Below are 19,413 nucleotides of genomic sequence, written 5' to 3' on the forward strand. Positions count from 1 at the left end.
GCCCGGGAGAGTTCGTAGGCCGAGTGGGCCGGGACACACGGGCGCGCAGCTTGCATAGTAACCGCAGCAGCTGGGCCGCCCAAAAGACGATCTCCGGTGGGACTCCCGGCGTGATCGCGCAGGTGGTCGGGGTGGCGGGATTTGAACCCACGGCCTTCCGCTCCCAAAGCGGACGCGCTACCAAGCTGCGCCACACCCCGTCTGGTGCGACACGTAGGGTACATGCCCGCAGGCCGCGTGACCGCCGCATTGGCCGGCCTTCCGGACGGCCGGTGGCACGGCCGGCGACGCGGCCCCGGCACAGGGGTGTGCGACCAGGCGGGCCGACCCGCTACGATGCCTCCAGTGCCGTGGTCGTCCGACCTGCGGCGCGTCCTGTGCGGGCGTAGCTCAATGGTAGAGCCCCAGTCTTCCAAACTGGCTACGCGGGTTCGATTCCCGTCGCCCGCTCTGTACGGCTCAGGGCCAGGCCGGAGGTGCACTCCTCCGCCTGGCCCTGATCGTTTTCGCGGCCGGGCCGGGTTCGGCCGGACGGGTGGCCGTGTCGGCCGGTGCCGGGCGGGTCGCCGGCCGGCCGGGGGCGCCGATCCTCGGGCCGGTCGGCCGGGTGCGCCGGCGCGTGGGCCGTTCCGCCTCAGAAGCTGATCGAGTTGATCGTTTCCGCGAGGGAGTCGAGGAAGCGGTTGATCGACGGGGCCATGCCGGTCGAGGCGAGGAAGAAGCCGAAGAGGATCGCGACGACGGCGGGTCCGGCCTTGATCGACCCGCCCCGGATCAGCACGACCAGGACGATCGCCAACAGCAGCACCACTGACAGTGAAATGGCCACAACTGATCACACCCTCGGTCGGTCCGCTCTGCCGGCCCGGGGGCGCAACCCCGCGCACCCCCGCCAGAGACCATCGTGCCACCAACCCGGCCTCCTCATGCGGCAGGTGAGACATCCGTGACGTCAACTCCCCCCGCGCGGGCGGCGACGGACACCTCCGGACGCACTCCGCACAACAATTCGACGGCGCTCTCCCGGCGGAATTTCACAACGGCTGCGCAGGTAATTCGAATTGCGGGCACGGGAGTACCGACAACACCGCCACAACCGGCGGTATGCACCTTTTAGTCGGGATGAATCGCGACATCCGGGACATGAAGAGAGGCTCGTCACCGCTGAATTGAGGAATGACATCGCGATGACGTGGCACGTTGTACGTATTGCCATGGACAACGCTAGGGTGCCTCAGATGTTCCACGCCGCTTCGTCCCTCGTGCCGAGTCCGCGCTCCTTGCGGAGCCAGAAAGATCAGCAGCACCGGTCCCCCGACAGACGGGCCAAGCAGCGTGACGCGTTCTTCGACAACGCCAAATACCTGGCGATCGTGCTGGTGGCCGTCGCCCACGCCTGGGAGCCGCTGAAGGGCGACAGCCGGGTGCTCCAGGCCGCGTACATGCTGGTGTACGCGTTCCACATGCCGGCGTTCATCGTCGTCTCCGGGTTCTTCTCCCGCGGTTTCGACGGGAGCCCCGGCAGGCTGAAGCGGCTGGTCACCGGTGTCGTCGTGCCGTACGTCGTCTTCGAGACGGCGTACCCGCTGTTCAAGACGTACGTCGACGGCGTCCCGCAGGACATCAGCCTCCTGGACCCCTACTTCCTGACCTGGTTCCTGTGCGCGCTGTTCATCTGGCGCCTGACCACCCCCCTGTGGAAGCTGGTCCGCCATCCGCTGCCGCTCGCGCTGGGCATCGCCATGCTGGCGTCCGTCACCCCGGCCATCGGTGACGACCTCGACCTCCAGCGCGTCCTCCAGTTCCTGCCGTTCTTCGTGCTGGGCCTGACGCTGAGGCCGGAGCACTTCCGGCTGGTGCGCCGGCGCGCGGTGCGGATCGCGGCCGTTCCGGTGTTCGCCTGCGCGCTGGCGTTCTCCTGGTGGGCGGTGGAGCGGATGAACGGCGCGTGGTTCTACCACCGCGACTCCGCCCAGGAACTGGGCGCCCCGTGGTGGGTCGGGCCCGTCATGCAGCTCGCCCTGTTCGGCTCCTCGCTGCTGCTGACCGCGTGCTTCCTGTCCTGGGTGCCGGGCCGCACGATGTGGTTCACCACGCTCGGCGCGGGCACCCTCTGCGGCTATCTGCTGCACGGCTTCCTGATCAAGGGCGCCGACTACCGGGGCTGGTTCGACCACCCCGCCCTGCACCGCCCGCTCGGCGAGATCGCCGTCAGCGCCGCGGTGGCCGTGGCCGTCACCCTGCTGTGCACCGCGCCGGTGCGGCGGGTGTTCCGCTGTGTGATGGAGCCGCGGATGGACTGGGCGTTCCGGGCGGATCCCGTACGGGTCGCGCGGGAGCGCGAGCGGGAGCCGGAGCAGGAGAAGGAGAAGGAGCGGGAGAAGGAGAAGGTGTCGGCCTGAGCGGGTGCGGGGAGCGCGCGCCGGCGGGCGGGCGGTGGTGAACCGGCCTGCCGGGTGCCGCCGGTGCGCGGCTCCCCGCGGCCGTCAGGCGGGGCCGCCTTGCAGGTGCCGCATGAGCCGTTCGAAGTGCTGCCAGGCCGACAGGTCGGACGGGTCGCCCGGAAGCTGGTAGTAGAGAGCCGGACGCGTCCTCGGGCCCAGCTCGCGCGGCGGATGGCCGAGCGGGGTCCGCCTCGCCCGGTCGCCCGGCATCCCGCGGACCTCCTCCGCGCCCAGCACGAACGCGTACGGCACTCCCGGGCCCTCGAAGCGCGGCGGGACGGACAGGTCGCGGCGGGCCCTGCGGACCTGGACCAGCATCGACTGGAGGTGGTGGCGGACGGCCAGCGCCTCCGCCGCCCGGACGATCGCGTCCGTCGGGCCCTCCTCGCCGGGGCCGTACCCGAAGGCCAGCGTGACGTCCTCCTCCACACCGGCCTCCGTACGGGTGATCCGCACCGTCGCCAGGCCCGGGCGCTCCGGCGCGCCGACGACCACGAGCCAGGTCGGGTCCGGTGCCCGCTCGAAGGCCACGTCGGTGAGCCCGCGCAGCGACCAGGGCAGGTTGGCCGGCTCCTCGGTGCCCCAGCCGGCCGGCGGCTCGCCGGTGATGTCCCGCCAGACCGACTCCAGGGCGCCGCCGAGGACCAGCCGGTCGTCGGCGGGGTGGACGCAGCGGAAGGAGATCGCCAGCTGGCGCTCCCCGGTGTCCGCGAGCTGCCCGCCGAAGGTCCCGGCGACGGGGGTGCGCGGGTCCTCGGGGGTCGCCTCCGGCGACTCGACCGTCACGAACAGGCCGTCGCTCCACCGCAGGACGGCGCCGGACAGCCCGTCGTAGTAGCCGCACTCCTCGTCCTGCACCACCCAGCGCGAGGGCCAGCCCGGCAGCGCGCCCCGGACCGCCGGGGAGAGCCGGGTGCCGGGCGGCGTGACGATCTGGAGTCCCAGCCGGGCGTTCGCGGCGGCCCGGAAGGCGTCCGCGAGCCAGGCGGTCATCGCGACGACCGGGCGGTCCTGGATCACCACGGCGACCTTGTCGGTGAGCACGTCGACGGCGGGCTGGGCGGCGGCCGGCACCGGTACGGCCGTCATCCCCGCCGTGTTCACCACGGCGAGCGAGGTCGCGGCCGCCCGCGGCCAGGCGGTGCCGCCGACCAGCGTGGCGAGCCGGGCCGCGAAGGTCCCGGCGAGCGCCTCGGCCTCCTTCACGCCGGTGGTGGCGCGGGCCTCGGTCCACCAGTAGGGGACCTCCGGCTCGTCCGCGCCGAGCAGCCGTGCCGCCTCTCCCCTGACCTGGACGAGCAGCGGGGCCTCGACGGAGAGCAGCGGGCGGCCCTGCTCGTCGTGCAGCCGCACCAGCGCGCCGTCGGCCTCGGCGCCGACCAGTGTGTCCGGGCCGCCGGAGAGGAGGCCCGCGATCACGCTGAGCGGGTCGGGCATCTTCCTCGTGAGCGCGACGACGTCCTTCGTCATGGGGTCGTCTCCTTCGTGAGCGCGACGACGTCCTTCGTCATGGGGCCGTCTCCTTCGTGAGCACGACGGCGTCCTTCGTCACGGGGTCGTCTCCTTCGTGAGCACGACGACGTCCTGGGTCATGGGTTCACCTCGTCCCCGCGTAGACGGTCTGGATCAGCCGGTTCGGCTCGCCCCTGCGGACCAGCACGCCCCGGCCGGGCGGCTGCCGGGAGGCGTACACCCCGGAGAAGAGCTGGCCCTCGCTGCGGTCGCCGGCCATCACCAGCGCCGCGGCGCCGGATTCGCGCAGGCCCGTCATCAGCGGCTCGTACAGGCCGCGGGAGGCGCCGGCGACGCGCCGGGTGAGGACGAAGTGCAGGCCGATGTCCTGGGCCGAGGGGAGGTACGGCACGAACGGCGCGAGCGGCTGCTGGCCGGCGGTGGTGAGGACGTCGTAGTCGTCGACGAGGATCACGATCCGCGGGCCGGAGAAGCTGCCGGGCTCCAGCTCGGCGCCCTCGGCGTCGTCGGGCATCCGCTTCTCCAGCTCGGTGGCGATGCCCGCGGCGAGGCCCGCGCTCAGCTTGGCGTTGTAGGCGTAGCCGCCCCGGTACTCCTCCGGAACGACGCCGCGCAGGCCGCGCCGGGGGTCCATGACGCCGAAGACCAGCTCGTCGTCGCGGTAGCGCTCCATCAGGCCCTGGGCGATCGCCGTCAGCAGGTTGGTCTTGCCGCACTCGCTGTCGCCCATGATCAGCAGGTGCTGGTCGTGGTGGAACAGGTCGAGCAGGACCGGCGCGAGCTTCGTCTGGTCCAGCCCGATGGGGACCCGGCGCGGTTCGGCCGAGGGGCCCGGCAGGAGGTGGGGTTCCAGGACGTGCGGGAGGACCCGTACGGGCTGGGCGACCTCGCCGGTCCAGGTGGCGCGGACGGTGCGGGCGGTGCGCTCCAGGACCGCGCCGAGGTCCGCGGTGTCGGCGGTGCCGTCGGTGCGGGGCAGGGCGACCTGGGCGAAGAGCTTGCCGTCGGTGAGGACGCGGCCCTTCTCCTCGGGTGCGAGGGTCTCGGCGAGCTTGCGGTCGATGCTGGACTCGCTCGCGTCGTTCAGGCGCAGCTCGACCCGGGTGCCGAACTGGGACTGGGTGGCGATGCGCACGTCGTTCCAGCGCAGCATGCCGGCGACGACGTGGATGCCGTAGCCGCTGCCGCGCTTGAGGATGTCGACGACCGCGTCGTCGAGGTCCTCGAAGTCGTCGCGCAGGGCGCCGAAGCCGTCGATCAGCAGCACGATCTCGGTGGAGGCCAGCTCGGGCAGGCGGCCCGCCGCCCGCAGGGTGCGCAACTGCTCCAGGGAGTCGATGCCGTGGACGCGGAACAGTTCCTCGCGCTGGTCGAGCATGCCGCGCACGGAGTCGACGGTGCGGGCGGCGCGCTCCCGGTCGGCGCGGCCGGCGACCCCGCCGACGTGCGGCAGCCCGGACAGCGCCTGGAGGCCGCCGCCGACCAGGTCGAGGCCGTAGACGCCGGCCTCCTGGGGGGTGTGCGTCAGCGCCAGGGAGAGCGCGAGGGTGCGCAGCAGGGTCGTCTTGCCGGACTGGGGGCCGCCGATGACCGCCGCGTGGCCGCCCGCGACCGTGAGGTCCAGGTACCACTGGCCCTGCCACTGCCTGGTGGGGTCGTCGAGGATGCCCAGGGGCACCCGGAGCGGGCCGCTCCGCCGGGCGAGCTGGGTGCCGCGCGCGCCGACCTCCAGCGGACCGGCGACCTTGTCGAGGGCGACCGCGTCGGGCAGCGGGGGCAGCCAGATCTGGCGGACGGGGCGGGCGCCGGCGTCCTCGATCCGGCCGACCATGACGCCCATCTCGGTGGGTCCGGTCTCCCGGCGCCGCATCTGCGGCTCCGCCGGTGTCGTGGCGTTCTCGTCGCGGCCGAGGGTGTTGTACGCCTCGAACTCCAGGGCGAGCGGCCCGGTGTCCTCCTCCTCGCGCCGCACGGGTCCGCGGTAGGCGCCGGAGACGTACCCGGCCTTGAACCGCTCGTAGTGGCTGGTGTCGACCTTGAGGTAGCCGAAGCCGGGCAGCGGCGGCAGGTGGAAGGCGTCGGTGGTGTCGAGGACGGTGCGGGACTCGTCGGCGGAGAAGGTGCGCAGGCCGAGCCGGTACGACAGGTAGGTGTCCAGGCCCTTGAGCTTGCCGCCCTCGATGCGCTGGCTGGACAGCAGCAGGTGTACGCCGATGGAGCGGCCGATGCGGCCGATGGACAGGAACAGGTCGATGAAGTCCGGCTTGGCGGTGAGGAGTTCGCCGAACTCGTCGATCACGACGAAGAGGTGGGGCAGGGGCTCCAGGTCGGGGCGCTTCTCGGCGCGCAGGGCGGCGTAGTGGCCGATGTCGGCGACGTTGCCGGCCTCCTTGAGGACCTGCTGGCGGCGCTTGACCTCGCCGGCCAGCGAGGCGTGGACGCGTTCGACCAGGCCGGCCTGGTTCTCCAGGTTGGTGATGACGCCGGCCACGTGCGGCAGGCCGGCGAAGGGGGCGAAGGTGGCGCCGCCCTTGTAGTCGACGAGGACCATGGCGAGGTCCTCCGGCGGGTGGGTGGCGACCAGGGCGAGGACGAGGGTGCGCAGCAGCTCGGACTTGCCGGAGCCGGTCGCGCCGACGCACAGGCCGTGCGGGCCCATGCCCAGCTCGGAGGACTCCTTCAGGTCGAGCAGGACGGGCTCGTGGGAGTCGCTGACGCCGATGGGCACGCGCAGGAAGGCCCGCTCGCCGCGCGGCGCCCACAGCCGGCCGAGGTCGAGGTCGGCGACGTCGTCGATGCCGAGGAGTTCGGCGAAGTCGACCGGGCCGCTGAGCGGGGCGTCCGCGGCCGTCGAGTCGGCGGACAGCCGCAGCGGGGCGAGCATCCGGGCGAGGCCCTCGGCGAAGGGGACGCCGACCTCGTCGACGGTGCCGTGGGCGCCGATCGGCTCCTCCTCGCGCAGGTCCTCGATGTCGATCCGCTCGCCGTCGACGGTGATGCGGACGCCGACGCTGCCCGGTTCCTGGACGCGTTCGTCGAGCAGGTGCAGGACGGTGACGCCCATCTCCCGCAGGCCGACCGCGTCGTCGGGGCGGGGCAGGTCGACGGCGTCGTCGCCGTGCGCGTCGGCGACGACGAGCAGCCGGGAGGTCATGGCGAGGGCGTCCTTGCCAGACAGCCCGCGGCGCACCTCGGCCGCGTAAGAGGCGCGGCGGCGCAGTTCGGGGCCGATCTGCCGGGCCAGCTGGGGCACGGAGGGCGCGATGCGGCGGGCGGCGACGGGGCCGTCGAACTGCTCGGGGTCGAGCAGGTGGGGCAGCCACTTGGCCCACTCCCAGTCGGCGATCCGGTCGCCGGGGGCGGCGAGCGCGAGCGCCACGTCGTCCGGGGCGTGCAGGGCGGCGGTCTGGACGAGCAGCGCGCGGGCGATGCGGAGGGTGTCCTCGCGCCGTCCGATGACGCTGATGTCGCCGACGCGGTCGAGCGGGACGGTGAGCGGGAGGTCGGTGCCGGTGCGGAAGCGGGCCATCAGCGCGGACGCCTCGTTCAGCATGAACCGGTCCGGCGGGGTCAGCACGGACGAGCCCTGCTGGCCGACCTTCAGGTCCCTCACCGGCATCTCGCCGGTGCCGGCCCGCACCCGCAGGAAGTCGCCGTCCAGGCGGCGGCGTTCCCACAGCCGGGCGGGGTCGCGGACGATGTCGTACAGCGCGTCCGGCGGCGGGTTGAGCACCTGGGCGGTCTCCCCGCGCCGGCGCTCCTCCGCGGAGAGTTCCTCGCGCAGGTCCTCCAGGTAGGCGAGGTAGGCCTCGCGCTGGGTGCGGCGGGTGCGCTGGGCCTTGCCGCGCTGGGAGAAGACCAGGGCGAGGGAGCCGGCCAGGGTGACGACGAGGATGATCGCGCCGAGCCCGGCGAACTGGCTGTTGCGCACGACCGTCATCATCACGACGGACGACATCACGCCGGCGACGGGCAGCAGCGACGTGGCGACGGAACCCGCCTTGCCCTCGGGCAGGTTGGGCGGCGCCTCTATGGTGCGCGGCTCGGGTGCGGCGGGCGGCCGGGTGGTCCGCGCCGGGCGGTGGATCAGTCGGGTACTCATCGTCGTGGCCTCTGCGGGGTCCCTTCGAGGTGGGTCAACGGCGCTTCTGGGACAGTTCGAAGGCCTCGGCGGCGAGCCGGGTGACGGCCTGCCGGGTGGCCTGCGCGAGCAGGTCGGTGCGGATGGCGCCGCCGGCCGCCAGGTGCCGGTCGTACGGCAGGACCCGGACGCTCGCCCCGGTCGCCTTCAACTGCTCGGCGGCCCGGTCCAGGTCGAGTCCGGGGTGCGGTGACGTCTGGGTGAGGACGACGACGGTCGAGGTGGTGATGGACCGGGGCAGGCCGCGCATCCACTCCAGCACCGAACGGGTGCTGGCGATGCCCTCCAGGGTGGCGGGCACGGTGAGCACGCGGGCCTGCGCGGCGGACAGCGCGGTGCGGGCCACCTCGGCGGGCAGGGTCTCGCAGTCGACGACGGTCACCCCGAAGTAGCGGCGCAGCGACACCATGACCCGCTCGTAGGCCCTGGTGTCGAGCATCGCGCCGACCTGCCCCTGGCTGCCGGGCAGCAGCCAGGCGTTGTCGGGGAGCTGGACGAGGTAGCCGGTCACGTCGAGCAGCGACATCTGCGGTTCGACGAGGGCGGCGAGGTCGCCGGTGGTCCAGCGCAGGCTCTCCGCGCCGAGCCGCACCGGCAGCGAGCCGAGCGCCGGGTCGGCCTCGACGACGAGGACCGGGTCCTGGCGGTAGTGGGCGTAGGTGGCGCCGAGCAGGGCGGCGACCGTGGTCTTGCCGGATCCGCCGCGGATGGAGGTCACGGCGATCTGGCGGCCGGTGGTGACCGGCCGCTGGAGCACCTCGGCGGTCGCCGTGGTCTCGGCGACCTCACGCGCGGCGGAGGACACGACACGGCGTACGGCGCGCAGGGCACGGGCGGTGAACGGCTCACCGCGGCGGGGCTTGAGCCCTGCGGCGGCCAGCCGCTTGTCGAGGACGGGACGGGTGTCGGGGCTGGCGGTACGGGGGGTGGCGGAGGCGGTGCGGGAGGCGGCGGTGGATTGCGGGGCCGCCTGGGGGGCGGGGTGGGTGGGCTGGGCGGGGTGGGCGGATGGGGCGGGGTGGGGGGCCTGGGCGGCGTACGGCTGCTGCTGGGGGTACGGGGCGGCCTGCTGCTGGGGCTGTCGGCCGGGGCCGGGCTGCTGCTGCTGCGGCGGCGGCGGCGGCGGATAGGCGTACCCGGCCTGCTGCTGCGGGTGGCCGTACCCGGGGGTGCCCTGCGGGGCCGGGGCGCCCTGCGCGGGCACGCCCGGCTGCGACGGCTGCTGCTGGTCCCGCTGCTGCTGGTCCGGCTGCTGCTGCGGTGCCGGCTGCTGGGCCTGAGGGTCCTGCCCCTGGGGCTGGTGCTGTGGCTGCTGCTGTGGCTGCCGCTGTGCGGGGGCGCTCTGCGGGGCCGCGGGCTGCTGAGGTGCCGCGCCGCCCCTCAGGTCGCGCAGCACGTCGTTCTGCCAGTTCTCACCGCTCGGCATGTCGCCCTTCTCCCTTGCACCGTGCTCCCGCCCGGAGCACCGACGCGTCGTCCCTCAGACCTCAGAACTTGTCGAGCAGTTGCCCGTAGATGCCGAACACGCCGACGGCCAGCGGGAACAGTCCGATCACCCCGACGGACTCGACGAGATCGGCGAGCCGCCGCAGCCGGACCCGCATGTGCTCCGGCGGTTCGATCGCGAGGACCAGCAGCGGCAGCAGCGCGGCGGCCGCAGGCAGGGCCAGCGCGCCGGCGCCGCCGGCGTGGTCCAGCCACAGCACGGCGAGGCGTACGACGAGTACGGCGGCCGCGCCGAACAGCGCCACGACCTCGGCGACCAGTGGGAAGGCCCGGGCCCGCGACAGCAGCACGACGGCGGTGAGCGACGCGAGGGTCACCGTCCACGCGGTCGGCTCCTCGGCGGTGGTCAGCAGCCAGCCGCCGGCGGCGGCCGAGGCGGCGGCGACCACCGTGGCGAGGGCGAGGCCACGGTGGGTGGCGGCGAGCGCGTTGGAGACCTGGTGCCGGCTCACCGACACGCCCGAGGAGCGCCGGTCGTCGAGGCCGGTGAGTCCGGAGGCCATCAGCGCCAGGCGCGGCAGCAGGCCGAGCAGCACCACGGAGAACACGGCCATCACGGCTCCGAGCCGGTCCGGACGGTCCTGTACGGCGGCGACGGCCTCCCAGACGGCGGCCACGGCGACGGCCGCCGCCGCCCCGATGAGCCCGCCCCGGCCGAGCGGTGAGAAGTACGCGAGCGGCACCAGGGCGAGCACCAGCGCGGCGACCACACCGGCCAGGCGGGCCTCGCCCGGCCAGGCGTAGGCGTCGGCGGCGGTCCACGCGGCGAGCAGGCCGAGTCCGCCGGCGGCGAGCAGCAGCGCGGTGGCGAGACCGAGGTTGCCGTCGCCGATCTTCGCGACGACCGCGCCGCCCAGCAGGAACACCACGGTGGCGACGGCGAGCGCGGTGGCGACGGACTCCAGCGCGAACTCGCGCCGGGCCAGGACCGCCGCGGCGACGGAGAAGACGACGGTGGCGGTTCCGGCGCTGACCCGGCGCGCGGCCGGGCGCCAGCGCCAGGCGTGCAGGTCGAGGTCGTCGGCGACCTGGTCGGTCACGTCGTGGACGACCGGCGCGGGCGGCGCGGCGTGCGCCCGGACGAGCTGGAGCACCGCGCCGTCGGCGACCTCGGCGGAGGACAGGGTGGCGTCGTGCGGCAGCACGGAGCCTTCGGCGGTGACCAGTTGCCGCGTGGTGGGCCGTGAGGCGACCCGGTCGTCGAGCAACCGCAGGATGTCGGGGAGCAGTTGGCCGATCGGGGTGTCCGACGGCAGGACCAGGTCGGCGCGCCGCCGTTCACCGATCAGGGTGATGCGGCTGAGCTGGGCCCGAGACGTCGTTGCAGTGCTCACCACTCACCGGAACCTATCATCGCGTCAATTCGGCCACGGGCCGCGTCTGAAATGAACCCGTCACGCGTGCTCGTCTTCTTCACGGCTTCTCCCCAGTGGCGTCCGTTGCACCCGTTGCGTCCGTAGCGTCCGTAGCGCCCATCGCGTCCGTAGCACCCGTCGCGTCGGCGGACGGGCTGCCGCCGGTGGGTGCGTACAGCTGTTCCTGCTGTTGTTGCTGCTGCTCCTGCTCGGCCTTCTGCTTCGCCAGGGTGGACTGGAGGAAGGACCAGCCGACGCAGCCGGCGCACAGTACGGCCGCGATCGCGATGCCCGCGAACACCTTGCCGAGCCGTTCGTCCAGCGTGCGCCGGCCGCGCTGGGTGCCGAACAGCAGCGCGTCGCGCATCCGGCGGCGCCGCACCGCCACCGACTCCAGCAGTTGGCTGTCGTAGTCCCGTGCCATTCAGTCGTCGTCCTGTGCTGGGGTGCCGTCAGTCGTCAGGGGTGAGGCCGAGGTACCGCCTCATGGCGTCGTACTTGCGCTCCAGGCGCCGTGCGGTGGCCTCGTCGAGCCGGGCGAGCCGGGCCGGGTCCGCGTTGTGCGCGAGGTCGGCGGTCTTGACCAGCCGGGCGCCCGGCGTGGCGAGGATCCGCCGCGCGTACGCCTCGGGCGTCTCACCGGGCCGCTTGGTCACCGCCCGGACGACGTCCTTGGTCCGCTGGTCGAGGGCGGCCGTCTCCAGCCATTCCTCGCTCAGCACTCCGTCCTCCACGGCGTCGTGCAGCCAGGCCGCGGCGATCAGCTCGTCGCCGCCGCCCCGGGCGCGCACGCCCTCGGCCACCGCCCTCAGGTGCTCGGAGTACGGCCGCCCGGCCTTGTCCGTCTGCCCGGTGTGCGCGGCCCGCGCCACGGCCTCGACCTCGGCGAGACCCATGCTCACGACGCGTGCCTTCGATGGTGCCCGTACTGCGGCATGCAAGCTCCCCCTTACTTTGCCCGTGCAACATAAGGCACGGGAGGGTGGGGCGTACACCCGGGGGGGGGCGGATCGGGCACGGCGTCCGGTCTCCGCCCCTCCGCCGCCGTCCGGGTGCCGGTCAGCTCTCCTCGGCCAGCTGCCGCACCGTCTCCAGGCCGGGGGCCCCGGTGAGGGATCCGGGCACCACATGGCTCGGGTTCGCGGGGTCGGAGTCCCGGACCAGCTCGGCGAGGGCAGCCGTGGGGCGCAGCCCGCGGGCCTTGGCGTCCCGGAGCCGGGACACGTACAGGGCGCCCCGGTTGAACGCCTCGTCGCCGCCCGCGCTCCGCGCCTTCCAGCCCGCCGCGTCGTCCTCGTCGTTCGCCCAGACGTAGCCGAGGACGGCTCCCTGTCCGTTCGCCACCGTCACGTAACGCACCGGCTTGTCCGTGCTGCGGGCGTACCGGGCGGGCCCCGCGACCTCCTCGAACCGGAGGGGCTCCGTCATCCGGGGGTTGGTGTTCCGCTCCCGGCTCATGGTCGTGCCTTCCTCTCCTCGCTAGCGCGGCAGCACTTCGCCGTACACCTGGATCTGGCCATTCTCCCTGAACACACGGGTCACCCGGTACTGCGTGCCGCGCCCCAGGAGCAGCTCCCGCTCGCCCATGCCGAACTTCCCGACCTTCTCGACCCACAGCGCGGGGGTCCCCTTCGGGACCCGGAGGTGCAGGATGGCGTCCTCGCCCGCGAAGGCGGCCACGGGGTGGTTGCCGAGGGACGTGGACATGTATCCCCTGTCGGTGTACGTGTTGCCCAGCATCTCGAGCGGATCGTCCAGGTCGAGGTGGCCGATGCCGGTGCCGCGGACCACCATGACGTCCTCCGGAACGGCATGGCCCGCGAGGGCCTCGTCGACCTCGTCGATGTTGTGCTGGACGTACGGGCTCCACTTCGAGGTGTCGCCCCGCAGGTAGCCGTTCATCTCCTTGTACGTTCCCCAGCCGTCGGGATGCGGGGCCGGGAGGCCGTAGTTGGGCTCGTCGGTGTAGTCCCAGACGGCCTTCCGCCGGACCTCCGGCATGTTCTCCGCGTAGTGGTTCCAGTACGCCTGGCCGTAGCGGACGGCGTCGGCGTCCGTGGGGAAGGGGACCGTGCCCTCGGAGACTTCGGCGAGCGCCACCCGGTGCTGTTCCGCCGGGGTGAGCTTGTCCCACTCCGCGTCGGAGACGTGGGGCTTGTACTCGAACGGCTCCCCGGCCCCGCCGTGACCCGGCACGTCCGTGCCCGTGTGGCCCGGGGCGGCCGGTGCGTCGGCGCCGTGGTGGGCGACGGCGTCCGCGGCCGTGTCCCCGACGTCCGGGTGGTCCCCGGCGTCCGGGTGGTCGCCCGCGTGCGTCGCGTCGTCCGTGTGACCGGCACCGTCGTGACCGGCACCGTCGTGACCGGCACCGTCATGACCGGCGCCGTGCGGGTTGTCGTCCGGGTGGGCCGTGGGGGTGTCGTGGCCCGTGGTGCCGTGGGGTTGGGGTGCGTCGGGACCGTGGCCGCCCGTGCCGGGGGCCTCGTGTCCGCCGGTGTGGGGGGCGGTGGCCGGCAGGTCGTGGGTGGTACCGGCCGTGGGGGTGTCGTGGTACCACGCCGACGGTGTCGTACCGGAGTGGGTTCCCGCCGGAACCGTGTCACCGGTGCCGTGCGGGACGCCGCCGTGGACGCCGTCGGACGTCGCGTGCGCGGCACCGGCGTGAGCGCCGCCGTCGGCCGTGTGCGCGGCGCCCGCGTAGACCGGTGGTTCGGGGGACTGGATCGTCCAGTGGGACGGAAGTCCGGAGGGTGTCCGGTACGACGCCGGGGCCTCGTGGGGAACCGGCGTGGTGTCGATGGTGCCGTCGGGCGAGACCAGGTTGCCGTTGGGCTCCATCACGCGGCCGTCGGGGAGCTGGACGGAGCCGTCCGGGAGCGTGGGGATGTCGATCGTCCCGACGCCCTTGAGGCCCTTGGCGATGTCGCCGATCTTCGACAGGCCCGCACCCGCGCCCTTGGCGATGTACGTCATCGGGTCGATGACCTTGCCGGCCTTCCCGGCGACCGACAGGACCTTCGCCACCGCGCCCGCCTTGCCCGCGCCGGACGCGGCAGCTCCCGTCCCGCCGGTGAACACCGTGGTCAGCACGTTGAAGGTGACCGCACCCGCCGCACGGGCCGGGTTCTTGCCCCACTCGTCCCACGCCACCAGCGCCTTGCCGGTCTCCTTCATCGCCGTGCGCGAGTCCCGCAGCCACGACGGCAGCTTGTCGTCCGGCAGCAGCCAGAACGCCGTACCCACCAACGGCATCCCGGTGAGGACCAGACCGGTCGCGAGCTGGGCGAGGCCCTTCCAGGCCTGGCCCATCGCCTCCCAGCCACCGAACCCGACCAGCGTCCCCAGACCCTTGATCGTCCCCCACACACCGTCGACGATCAGACCGTCCCACACGAACGACTTCACCCAGTGGCCGACCTCGTACCAGTGGTGCTTCTCCTCCACCGGGTCACCCCAGGGAAGCTTCGCGTTCTTCATGTCCTCGGCGTCGAACCCGTACTGGTCGGTGCGCTCCGAACCGTCGCCCGCGACCATCTGGGTCCCGCCCCACAACGCGGTGATCTTGTTGTGGCAGGTCCGCTCCGCCGCCCAGAACGCCGCCACCGTCGCCGTGATGTCGTCCCGCAGCCGGTTGTGCTCCCCGACCTTGTCCTCGTCGTACTCCCACTCGTCGTCGTCCTTGACGGAGTCGACGAACGTGTGTGCCTTCGTCTTCAGGGACTTCAGTCTGGAGACGAGGGGGCGGATCTCCGTCGCGTAGGAGGACAGCGCGGAGGACACGGTCTCGAGGTCGCCGGCGAAGTCGTCGGCACGGTCCTGCACCGGTTTGGTGGTGGCGAACAACTGCTCCGCCTCCGGAGCCTGGTAGAACGCCGACAACCCCTGGAACCGGGAGTTGATGTCCTTGCCCGTGTCCCGGACGTTCTCGGCGTCCTTCTTCAGAGCCGCGTGGTCCAGCTCCAACTGCGCCAGATCGCCCGTGAACTGCGGGATCTGTTCCGGATCGATCACGCCTTGCCGACTCCCGGCGCGTCCAGCTTCGGAGCCTTCAACGTGTTGCGCTGCGCCTCCGCCGCCATCTCCTCGTCACCGTTGAGATAGGCCGTCGTCGCGTCCACCACTCCCTGCAACGACTTGCCCGCACGCGCCGCCACGAACTCCAGGTCCTTCGACGCCCGCTCCGCGAACTGCGACAACGCCAGCGCCACCAGACCCCCCTGCGCCTGCTCACCACCCGCGGCCGGCGCGTCCGCGGAGATCGTGCCCGCACTGGACGCCGCCGACGTCAGATGCTCACCGAACGCCGTCGCCTGCTTCTGCAGGCCCGACGCCGTCTCACCCGTCGTCTTCAGCACCTGCTGAATACCCTGCGGCTTCAAATCCCAGCCGGGCACTACGAAACCCCCGTAAGTCAGGAACGCGCTTCTCCGGATCCGACTGCCGTACCGGTACGTCAGCCGATGTTGTCGACCGCGGCCTTCGCCCGCTGCGCCGTCGACTGCGCCGTACCGTCGTTCTTCTCCAGCGTCGACTTCAGCAGACCGATGATGTTCCGCACCTCATTGGACGCGTTGTTCCACCGCTGCTCCTTGCCGTGGTACTCGTCCGCGACACCGTCCGCCGTGAAGTCCGCCATCGCCGTCTTCACCTGACGGTCACGCTGCCCGATCACCTCTTCCAACCGGGCGATCACCGACTGGATGTTCCCCTGCGCATCCGCCGAGGCACCCGAGTCGTACGAACGACGATCAGCACCCGCACCAGCCATCACACACTCCCCGTGAAAAGAAACAGAACCGGACCGGACTCAGACGCGCACTCAACGTGCGCCGAAACGCGCCGCGTCGAAGTTCGCCGCCGCCATCTGCTGCCGCGCGTTGTCACCCTGCTCCTGGTCGCCCGAGGAGAACGCCGACTCCATCCCCGACTGACCGCCCAGGATCGCCGACAGTGACGAGTTCAGGTCGTTCGCGATCTCCTCCGCGCGCGCCTTGAACTGGTCGAACATCACCCGGCCCGTACCGTTGAACTTGCCCTCCAACGGCTGCGCGGCCTGCACCAGCTGCCGCACCAACGACCCCAGGTCATCGCTCGACCCACGCGAATCACGCATCAGCGTCGACAGCGTCTGCGTACCCATGTCGAACTTCATACCGAACCCGCCTCCCCCGTTGGGACCTGCTTGTCACACCTGTATGCACTCCATCTGTAGCAACTCCCCGCCTGGCGGGGCAATCGGGAAGCGTGCGCAGTTACGGAGGTGGCACAAACGTATGACCGACCCATGGGGGCATAACGGGACATCAGCGACCGATCGCCGGCGGGACACGACCGACCGGTCGTCAGCGGGACATGGCCGCCGTCGGGCCCTCGCGGCAGACGAGCAGGAGCGCCCGGTCGTCGTTGACGTCCTTGGCGACCGCCTCGATCAGGTGCCAGGCGGCGCCCTGGAAGCCGCCGGCGACATAGCGGTCGGCCTCGCCGGTGAGGCGGTCGATGCCTTCCATGATGTCCCGGTCGGAGGTCTCCACCAGGCCGTCGGTGAAGAGCATCAGCACGTCGCCGGGGCGCAGCGAGCCCTTCACCGGGTCGAACTGGGCACCCTCGTACACGCCGAGGAGCGGGCCCTCCGCGGCCTTCTCCTCCCAGCGGCCGGTGCCGGAGCTGAGCTGGAGGCCCGGCGGGTGCCCGGCGGAGTACAGCTCGTAGTCGCCGGAGTCGAGGTCGAGGACGAGGTGGATGGAGGTCGCGAAGCCCTCGTCCCAGTCCTGGCGCAGGAGGTAGCCGTTGGCGGCGGGCAGGAACGCGTGCGGGGGCAGGGAGCCGAGCAGGCCGCCGAAGGCGCCGGACAGCAGGAGGGCCCGGGAGCCGGCGTCCATGCCCTTGCCGGAGACGTCCGTGAGGACGACCTCCATGGTGCGGCCGCCGTTGGTGCGGGCCGCGACGACGAAGTCGCCGGAGAACGACTGTCCGCCGGCCGGCCGCAGCGCCATCTCGCGGTGCCAGCCCTGCGGCAGTTTGGGCAGCTTGCTCTGCACCCGGATGCGTTCGCGCAGGTCGAAGAGCATGGTGCCGCCGCGCCGCCAGGGCACGCCGACCCGGCTGCGGAACTGGGCGATGAGCAGGCCGAAGAACCCGCAGGCCGCCACGACCAGGACCACGCCGGGGGTGACGCGGGACGGACCCTCCGTGTACGGGCCCAGTTGCACCGACTCCACGATCAGGGCCGTGGCCGCCGCCGCGTACAGGCTGAGCAGGCTCGCCGGGCGCAGCAGCAGACCGCCGGCCACGATGGGCAGGACGAGCGCGGCCGGTGAGCACCAGACCGAGTTGGCGAGCGTGGTGACCGCGATCAGGGGGACGGTGAGCAGCAGGCCGGCCAGCGCGATCCAGTCCGAACCGTCGCCGCGGAAGTAGTCCACGGCGCTTCTGCGCACGCCGGTGCGGACCCGGTGCACCAGGTGCTTGAACCGGGCCGTCAACGTCTCGGCTTCCGAGCGCCGCTGTCGTCCTGCTGCCATTAGTTCGGGACCCTATCCATCCAACCCGCCGCTTGGCACGGGAGGTCCCACTTGTCCCCCGTCCGAGGCTCGACTTCACAGTGAACGGCATGGAAAGCGTTCGTGCCGCTGAGAGGGAGAAATTCCCTGACTCGTCCCGCATCCGGCCGTTGGGCGCGGGTTCGTGGCGATTGCGGCGGCGGGTCGGTGACGGCCGCCGCGGCCGCGCGTGCGCCCCGCGGTCCGGGCGGGGTCAGGGTCTCTGGCAGGTGGGGCACCAGAAGAGGTTGCGGGCCGCCAGGTCGGCGGTGCGGATGCCGTCGCCGCACAGGTGGCAGGGCTGGTGGGTGCGGCGGTAGACGTAGACCTCGCCGCCGTGGTCGTCGACGCGGGGCGGGCGGCCCATCGCCTCCGGGGTGTGTTCGGGGCGGACCGTGTCGATGCGGTTGGTGCGGACGCCCTCGCGCATGAGGGCGACCAGGTCGGACCAGACGGCCCGCCACTCGGCGGGGGTGATGTCCCGGCCCGGGCGGTAGGGGTCGATGCGGTGCCGGAAGAGGACCTCGGCGCGGTAGACGTTGCCGACGCCGGCGATGACCTTCTGGTCCATGAGGAGGGCGGCGATCGTCGTACGGCTGCGGGCGACGCGGTGGTACGCGGCGTCCGGGTCGGCGTCGGCACGCAGGGGGTCCGGGCCGAGGCGGTCGTGTATCGCGCGCTTCTCGTCGTCCGTGATCAGCGCGCAGGTCGTGGGGCCCCGGAGGTCGACGTGGGCGGTGGGGTTGGTGAGGCGCAGGCGGACGGTGTCCGTGGGCGGGGGCGCGGGGGCGTCACCGAAGGCGACCTTGCCGAAGAGGCCGAGGTGGATGTGGATCCAGGTGTCGGCGCCGAAGCCTAGGAAGAGGTGCTTGCCGTGCGCCTCGGTGGCGTGGAGGACCGAGCCGTCGAGGAGGGCGGCGGCGTCGGAGAACTTGCCCTGGGGGCTGCTGAGGCGGACCGGCCCGCCCCGGAAGCGGGCGGCGTAGTCCTCGGCCAGCCGGTGGATGGTGTGCCCTTCTGGCACGGTGCGGCGTCCTTCCTGCCCTGCCGTCGCGCCCGCGCCCCGGGAGGGGGCGCGGGCGGGTGGGTTCTGCGTGGGGTCCCGCTGCGGGGTGGGGTGCACCTGCCCCGCTGCGGGGTGGGGTGCGTCAGTCCCGCTGCGGGGTGGGGTGCGTCAGTCCCGCTGCCGGGGGGGTGGTGCGTCAGTTTCGCTGCGGGTGGTGGTGCGTCAGCCCTGCTGCCGGGGTGCGGTGCGTCAGTCCTGCTGCGGGTGGTGCGCCGGGATGGGCGGCAGGTCGCCGGTCGTCTCGTACGCCGCGAGCATGTCGATGCGGCGGATGTGGCGCTCGTCACCGGAGAACGGCGTGTTGAGGAAGGTCTCGACGAACTTCGTCGCCTCCTCCTCGGTGTGCATGCGGGCGCCGACGGCGACGACGTTGGCGTTGTTGTGCTGCCGGCCCAGGGAGGCCGTCTCCTCGCTCCACGCGAGGGCGGCGCGGACGCCCTTGACCTTGTTCGCGGCGATCTGCTCGCCGTTGCCGGAGCCGCCGATCACGATGCCGAGGGAGCCGGTGTCCGCGGCCGTGCGCTCCGCGGCGCGGAGGCAGAAGGGCGGGTAGTCGTCCTGGGCGTCGTAGATGTGGGGGCCGCAGTCGACCGGGTCGTGACCCGCCGCCTTGAGCCATTCGACGAGGTGGTTCTTGAGTTCGAAGCCTGCATGGTCCGAGCCGAGATACACGCGCATGGGACGAGTGTGACACGCGCGCCACCGGGTAGCAGCGCCGGGTGTCGTGGCCGAAAACCGTGAGGTGCGCTACAGAACCTCAGGGAGAGCTCAAATAACAATACGGATTCGAAGGTTCCCGAATTCGAATGCCTCGGATTCACTGGACCGGCTCGTACCCACCCCGTACGGCCCGAACACCGCACGTATGTGAGACACCCCCACGCGGCGC

Annotated in this window: 16 protein-coding genes and 2 tRNA genes; 2 read left to right on the top strand and 16 right to left on the bottom strand. The window is 72.5% G+C overall.

Annotation, left to right across the window (positions count from 1 at the left end; translation table 11 throughout):
• Positions 1–123 precede the first annotated feature (123 nt).
• Positions 124–200: transfer RNA gene (locus tag ACFYWQ_RS03500), tRNA-Pro, on the bottom strand.
• Between the two features lie 179 nt (positions 201–379).
• Between ACFYWQ_RS03500 and ACFYWQ_RS03505 the strand changes: the two genes are divergently transcribed.
• Positions 380–450 (top strand) — tRNA-Gly (locus tag ACFYWQ_RS03505).
• Between the two features lie 184 nt (positions 451–634).
• Here ACFYWQ_RS03505 and ACFYWQ_RS03510 read toward each other — a convergent pair.
• Positions 635–829 (bottom strand): hypothetical protein, encoded by a 195-nt coding sequence (locus ACFYWQ_RS03510; RefSeq protein ID WP_363088264.1) that lies wholly within the window; start codon positions 827–829, stop codon positions 635–637.
• Between the two features lie 409 nt (positions 830–1,238).
• Here ACFYWQ_RS03510 and ACFYWQ_RS03515 point away from each other — a divergent pair, with 409 nt between their 5' ends.
• Complete coding sequence (locus ACFYWQ_RS03515) at positions 1,239–2,402, top strand: acyltransferase family protein (protein ID WP_389512372.1); 1,164 nt, start codon at positions 1,239–1,241, stop codon at positions 2,400–2,402.
• 84 nt (positions 2,403–2,486) lie between these two features.
• On the opposite strand, the gene ACFYWQ_RS03520 is transcribed toward ACFYWQ_RS03515, so the two are convergent.
• From ACFYWQ_RS03520 to ACFYWQ_RS03585, 14 genes are all read right to left on the bottom strand, one after another.
• The gene (locus ACFYWQ_RS03520) at positions 2,487–3,914 is read right to left on the bottom strand and encodes a DUF6177 family protein (RefSeq protein WP_389512374.1); all 1,428 of its coding nucleotides are present in this window, start codon (positions 3,912–3,914) and stop codon (positions 2,487–2,489) included.
• A gap of 127 nt (positions 3,915–4,041) precedes the next feature.
• The gene (eccCa, locus tag ACFYWQ_RS03525) at positions 4,042–8,019 is read right to left on the bottom strand and encodes a type VII secretion protein EccCa (RefSeq protein ID WP_389512376.1); all 3,978 of its coding nucleotides are present in this window, start codon (positions 8,017–8,019) and stop codon (positions 4,042–4,044) included.
• Positions 8,020–8,053: 34 nt separating this feature from the next.
• Positions 8,054–9,484, bottom strand: coding sequence for a CpaE family protein (locus ACFYWQ_RS03530; RefSeq protein ID WP_389512378.1), 1,431 nt, complete (start codon positions 9,482–9,484; stop codon positions 8,054–8,056).
• A gap of 61 nt (positions 9,485–9,545) precedes the next feature.
• Positions 9,546–10,901, bottom strand: a complete 1,356-nt coding sequence (eccD, locus tag ACFYWQ_RS03535; protein WP_389512380.1) for a type VII secretion integral membrane protein EccD — start codon at positions 10,899–10,901, stop codon at positions 9,546–9,548.
• A 76-nt stretch (positions 10,902–10,977) separates the two neighbouring features.
• On the bottom strand, positions 10,978–11,343 hold the full coding sequence (locus ACFYWQ_RS03540) for a hypothetical protein (RefSeq protein ID WP_389512382.1): 366 nt from the start codon (positions 11,341–11,343) through the stop codon (positions 10,978–10,980).
• A 28-nt stretch (positions 11,344–11,371) separates the two neighbouring features.
• A complete protein-coding gene (locus tag ACFYWQ_RS03545; RefSeq protein WP_389512871.1) occupies positions 11,372–11,815 on the bottom strand; it encodes an HD domain-containing protein in 444 nt (147 codons plus the stop codon).
• Between the two features lie 163 nt (positions 11,816–11,978).
• Positions 11,979–12,377, bottom strand: coding sequence for a hypothetical protein (locus ACFYWQ_RS03550; RefSeq protein ID WP_389512384.1), 399 nt, complete (start codon positions 12,375–12,377; stop codon positions 11,979–11,981).
• Between the two features lie 21 nt (positions 12,378–12,398).
• Positions 12,399–14,930 carry an ADP-ribosyltransferase gene (locus tag ACFYWQ_RS03555; protein WP_389512386.1) on the bottom strand — a complete coding sequence of 844 codons (2,532 nt, stop codon included), beginning with the start codon at positions 14,928–14,930 and terminating at the stop codon, positions 12,399–12,401.
• On the bottom strand, positions 14,927–15,274 hold the full coding sequence (locus ACFYWQ_RS03560) for a DUF6507 family protein (protein WP_389512388.1): 348 nt from the start codon (positions 15,272–15,274) through the stop codon (positions 14,927–14,929). The genes ACFYWQ_RS03555 and ACFYWQ_RS03560 overlap by 4 nt, the downstream gene beginning before the upstream one ends.
• Before the next feature lie 98 nt (positions 15,275–15,372).
• A complete protein-coding gene (locus ACFYWQ_RS03565) occupies positions 15,373–15,687 on the bottom strand; it encodes a pore-forming ESAT-6 family protein (protein WP_389512389.1) in 315 nt (104 codons plus the stop codon).
• A gap of 51 nt (positions 15,688–15,738) precedes the next feature.
• Positions 15,739–16,071 (bottom strand): hypothetical protein, encoded by a 333-nt coding sequence (locus tag ACFYWQ_RS03570; protein ID WP_389512391.1) that lies wholly within the window; start codon positions 16,069–16,071, stop codon positions 15,739–15,741.
• A gap of 190 nt (positions 16,072–16,261) precedes the next feature.
• Positions 16,262–17,440 (bottom strand): PP2C family protein-serine/threonine phosphatase, encoded by a 1,179-nt coding sequence (locus tag ACFYWQ_RS03575; protein ID WP_389512392.1) that lies wholly within the window; start codon positions 17,438–17,440, stop codon positions 16,262–16,264.
• A gap of 232 nt (positions 17,441–17,672) precedes the next feature.
• Positions 17,673–18,482, bottom strand: coding sequence for an Fpg/Nei family DNA glycosylase (locus ACFYWQ_RS03580; RefSeq protein ID WP_389512395.1), 810 nt, complete (start codon positions 18,480–18,482; stop codon positions 17,673–17,675).
• A gap of 231 nt (positions 18,483–18,713) precedes the next feature.
• The gene (locus ACFYWQ_RS03585; protein ID WP_389512396.1) at positions 18,714–19,202 is read right to left on the bottom strand and encodes a ribose-5-phosphate isomerase; all 489 of its coding nucleotides are present in this window, start codon (positions 19,200–19,202) and stop codon (positions 18,714–18,716) included.
• Positions 19,203–19,413: the final 211 nt, after the last annotated feature.

Source organism: Streptomyces sp. NPDC003247 (genome assembly GCF_042888135.1).
In the GTDB taxonomy this organism is placed as follows: Bacteria; Actinomycetota; Actinomycetes; order Streptomycetales; family Streptomycetaceae; genus Streptomyces.

What these genes read in the sequence shown, in the direction of transcription:
- ACFYWQ_RS03570 (WP_389512391.1), bottom strand. Translation starts at nt 16,071, where the DNA reads ATGAAGTTCGACATGGGTACGCAGACGCTGTCGACGCTGATGCGTGAT.
- ACFYWQ_RS03530 (WP_389512378.1), bottom strand. Translation starts at nt 9,484, where the DNA reads ATGCCGAGCGGTGAGAACTGGCAGAACGACGTGCTGCGCGACCTGAGG.
- ACFYWQ_RS03575 (WP_389512392.1), bottom strand. Translation starts at nt 17,440, where the DNA reads ATGGCAGCAGGACGACAGCGGCGCTCGGAAGCCGAGACGTTGACGGCC.
- ACFYWQ_RS03585 (WP_389512396.1), bottom strand. Translation starts at nt 19,202, where the DNA reads ATGCGCGTGTATCTCGGCTCGGACCATGCAGGCTTCGAACTCAAGAAC.
- ACFYWQ_RS03550 (WP_389512384.1), bottom strand. Translation starts at nt 12,377, where the DNA reads ATGAGCCGGGAGCGGAACACCAACCCCCGGATGACGGAGCCCCTCCGG.
- ACFYWQ_RS03545 (WP_389512871.1), bottom strand. Translation starts at nt 11,815, where the DNA reads ATGGGTCTCGCCGAGGTCGAGGCCGTGGCGCGGGCCGCGCACACCGGG.
- ACFYWQ_RS03515 (WP_389512372.1), top strand. Translation starts at nt 1,239, where the DNA reads ATGTTCCACGCCGCTTCGTCCCTCGTGCCGAGTCCGCGCTCCTTGCGG.
- ACFYWQ_RS03565 (WP_389512389.1), bottom strand. Translation starts at nt 15,687, where the DNA reads ATGGCTGGTGCGGGTGCTGATCGTCGTTCGTACGACTCGGGTGCCTCG.
- eccCa (WP_389512376.1), bottom strand. Translation starts at nt 8,019, where the DNA reads ATGAGTACCCGACTGATCCACCGCCCGGCGCGGACCACCCGGCCGCCC.
- ACFYWQ_RS03520 (WP_389512374.1), bottom strand. Translation starts at nt 3,914, where the DNA reads ATGACGAAGGACGTCGTCGCGCTCACGAGGAAGATGCCCGACCCGCTC.
- ACFYWQ_RS03540 (WP_389512382.1), bottom strand. Translation starts at nt 11,343, where the DNA reads ATGGCACGGGACTACGACAGCCAACTGCTGGAGTCGGTGGCGGTGCGG.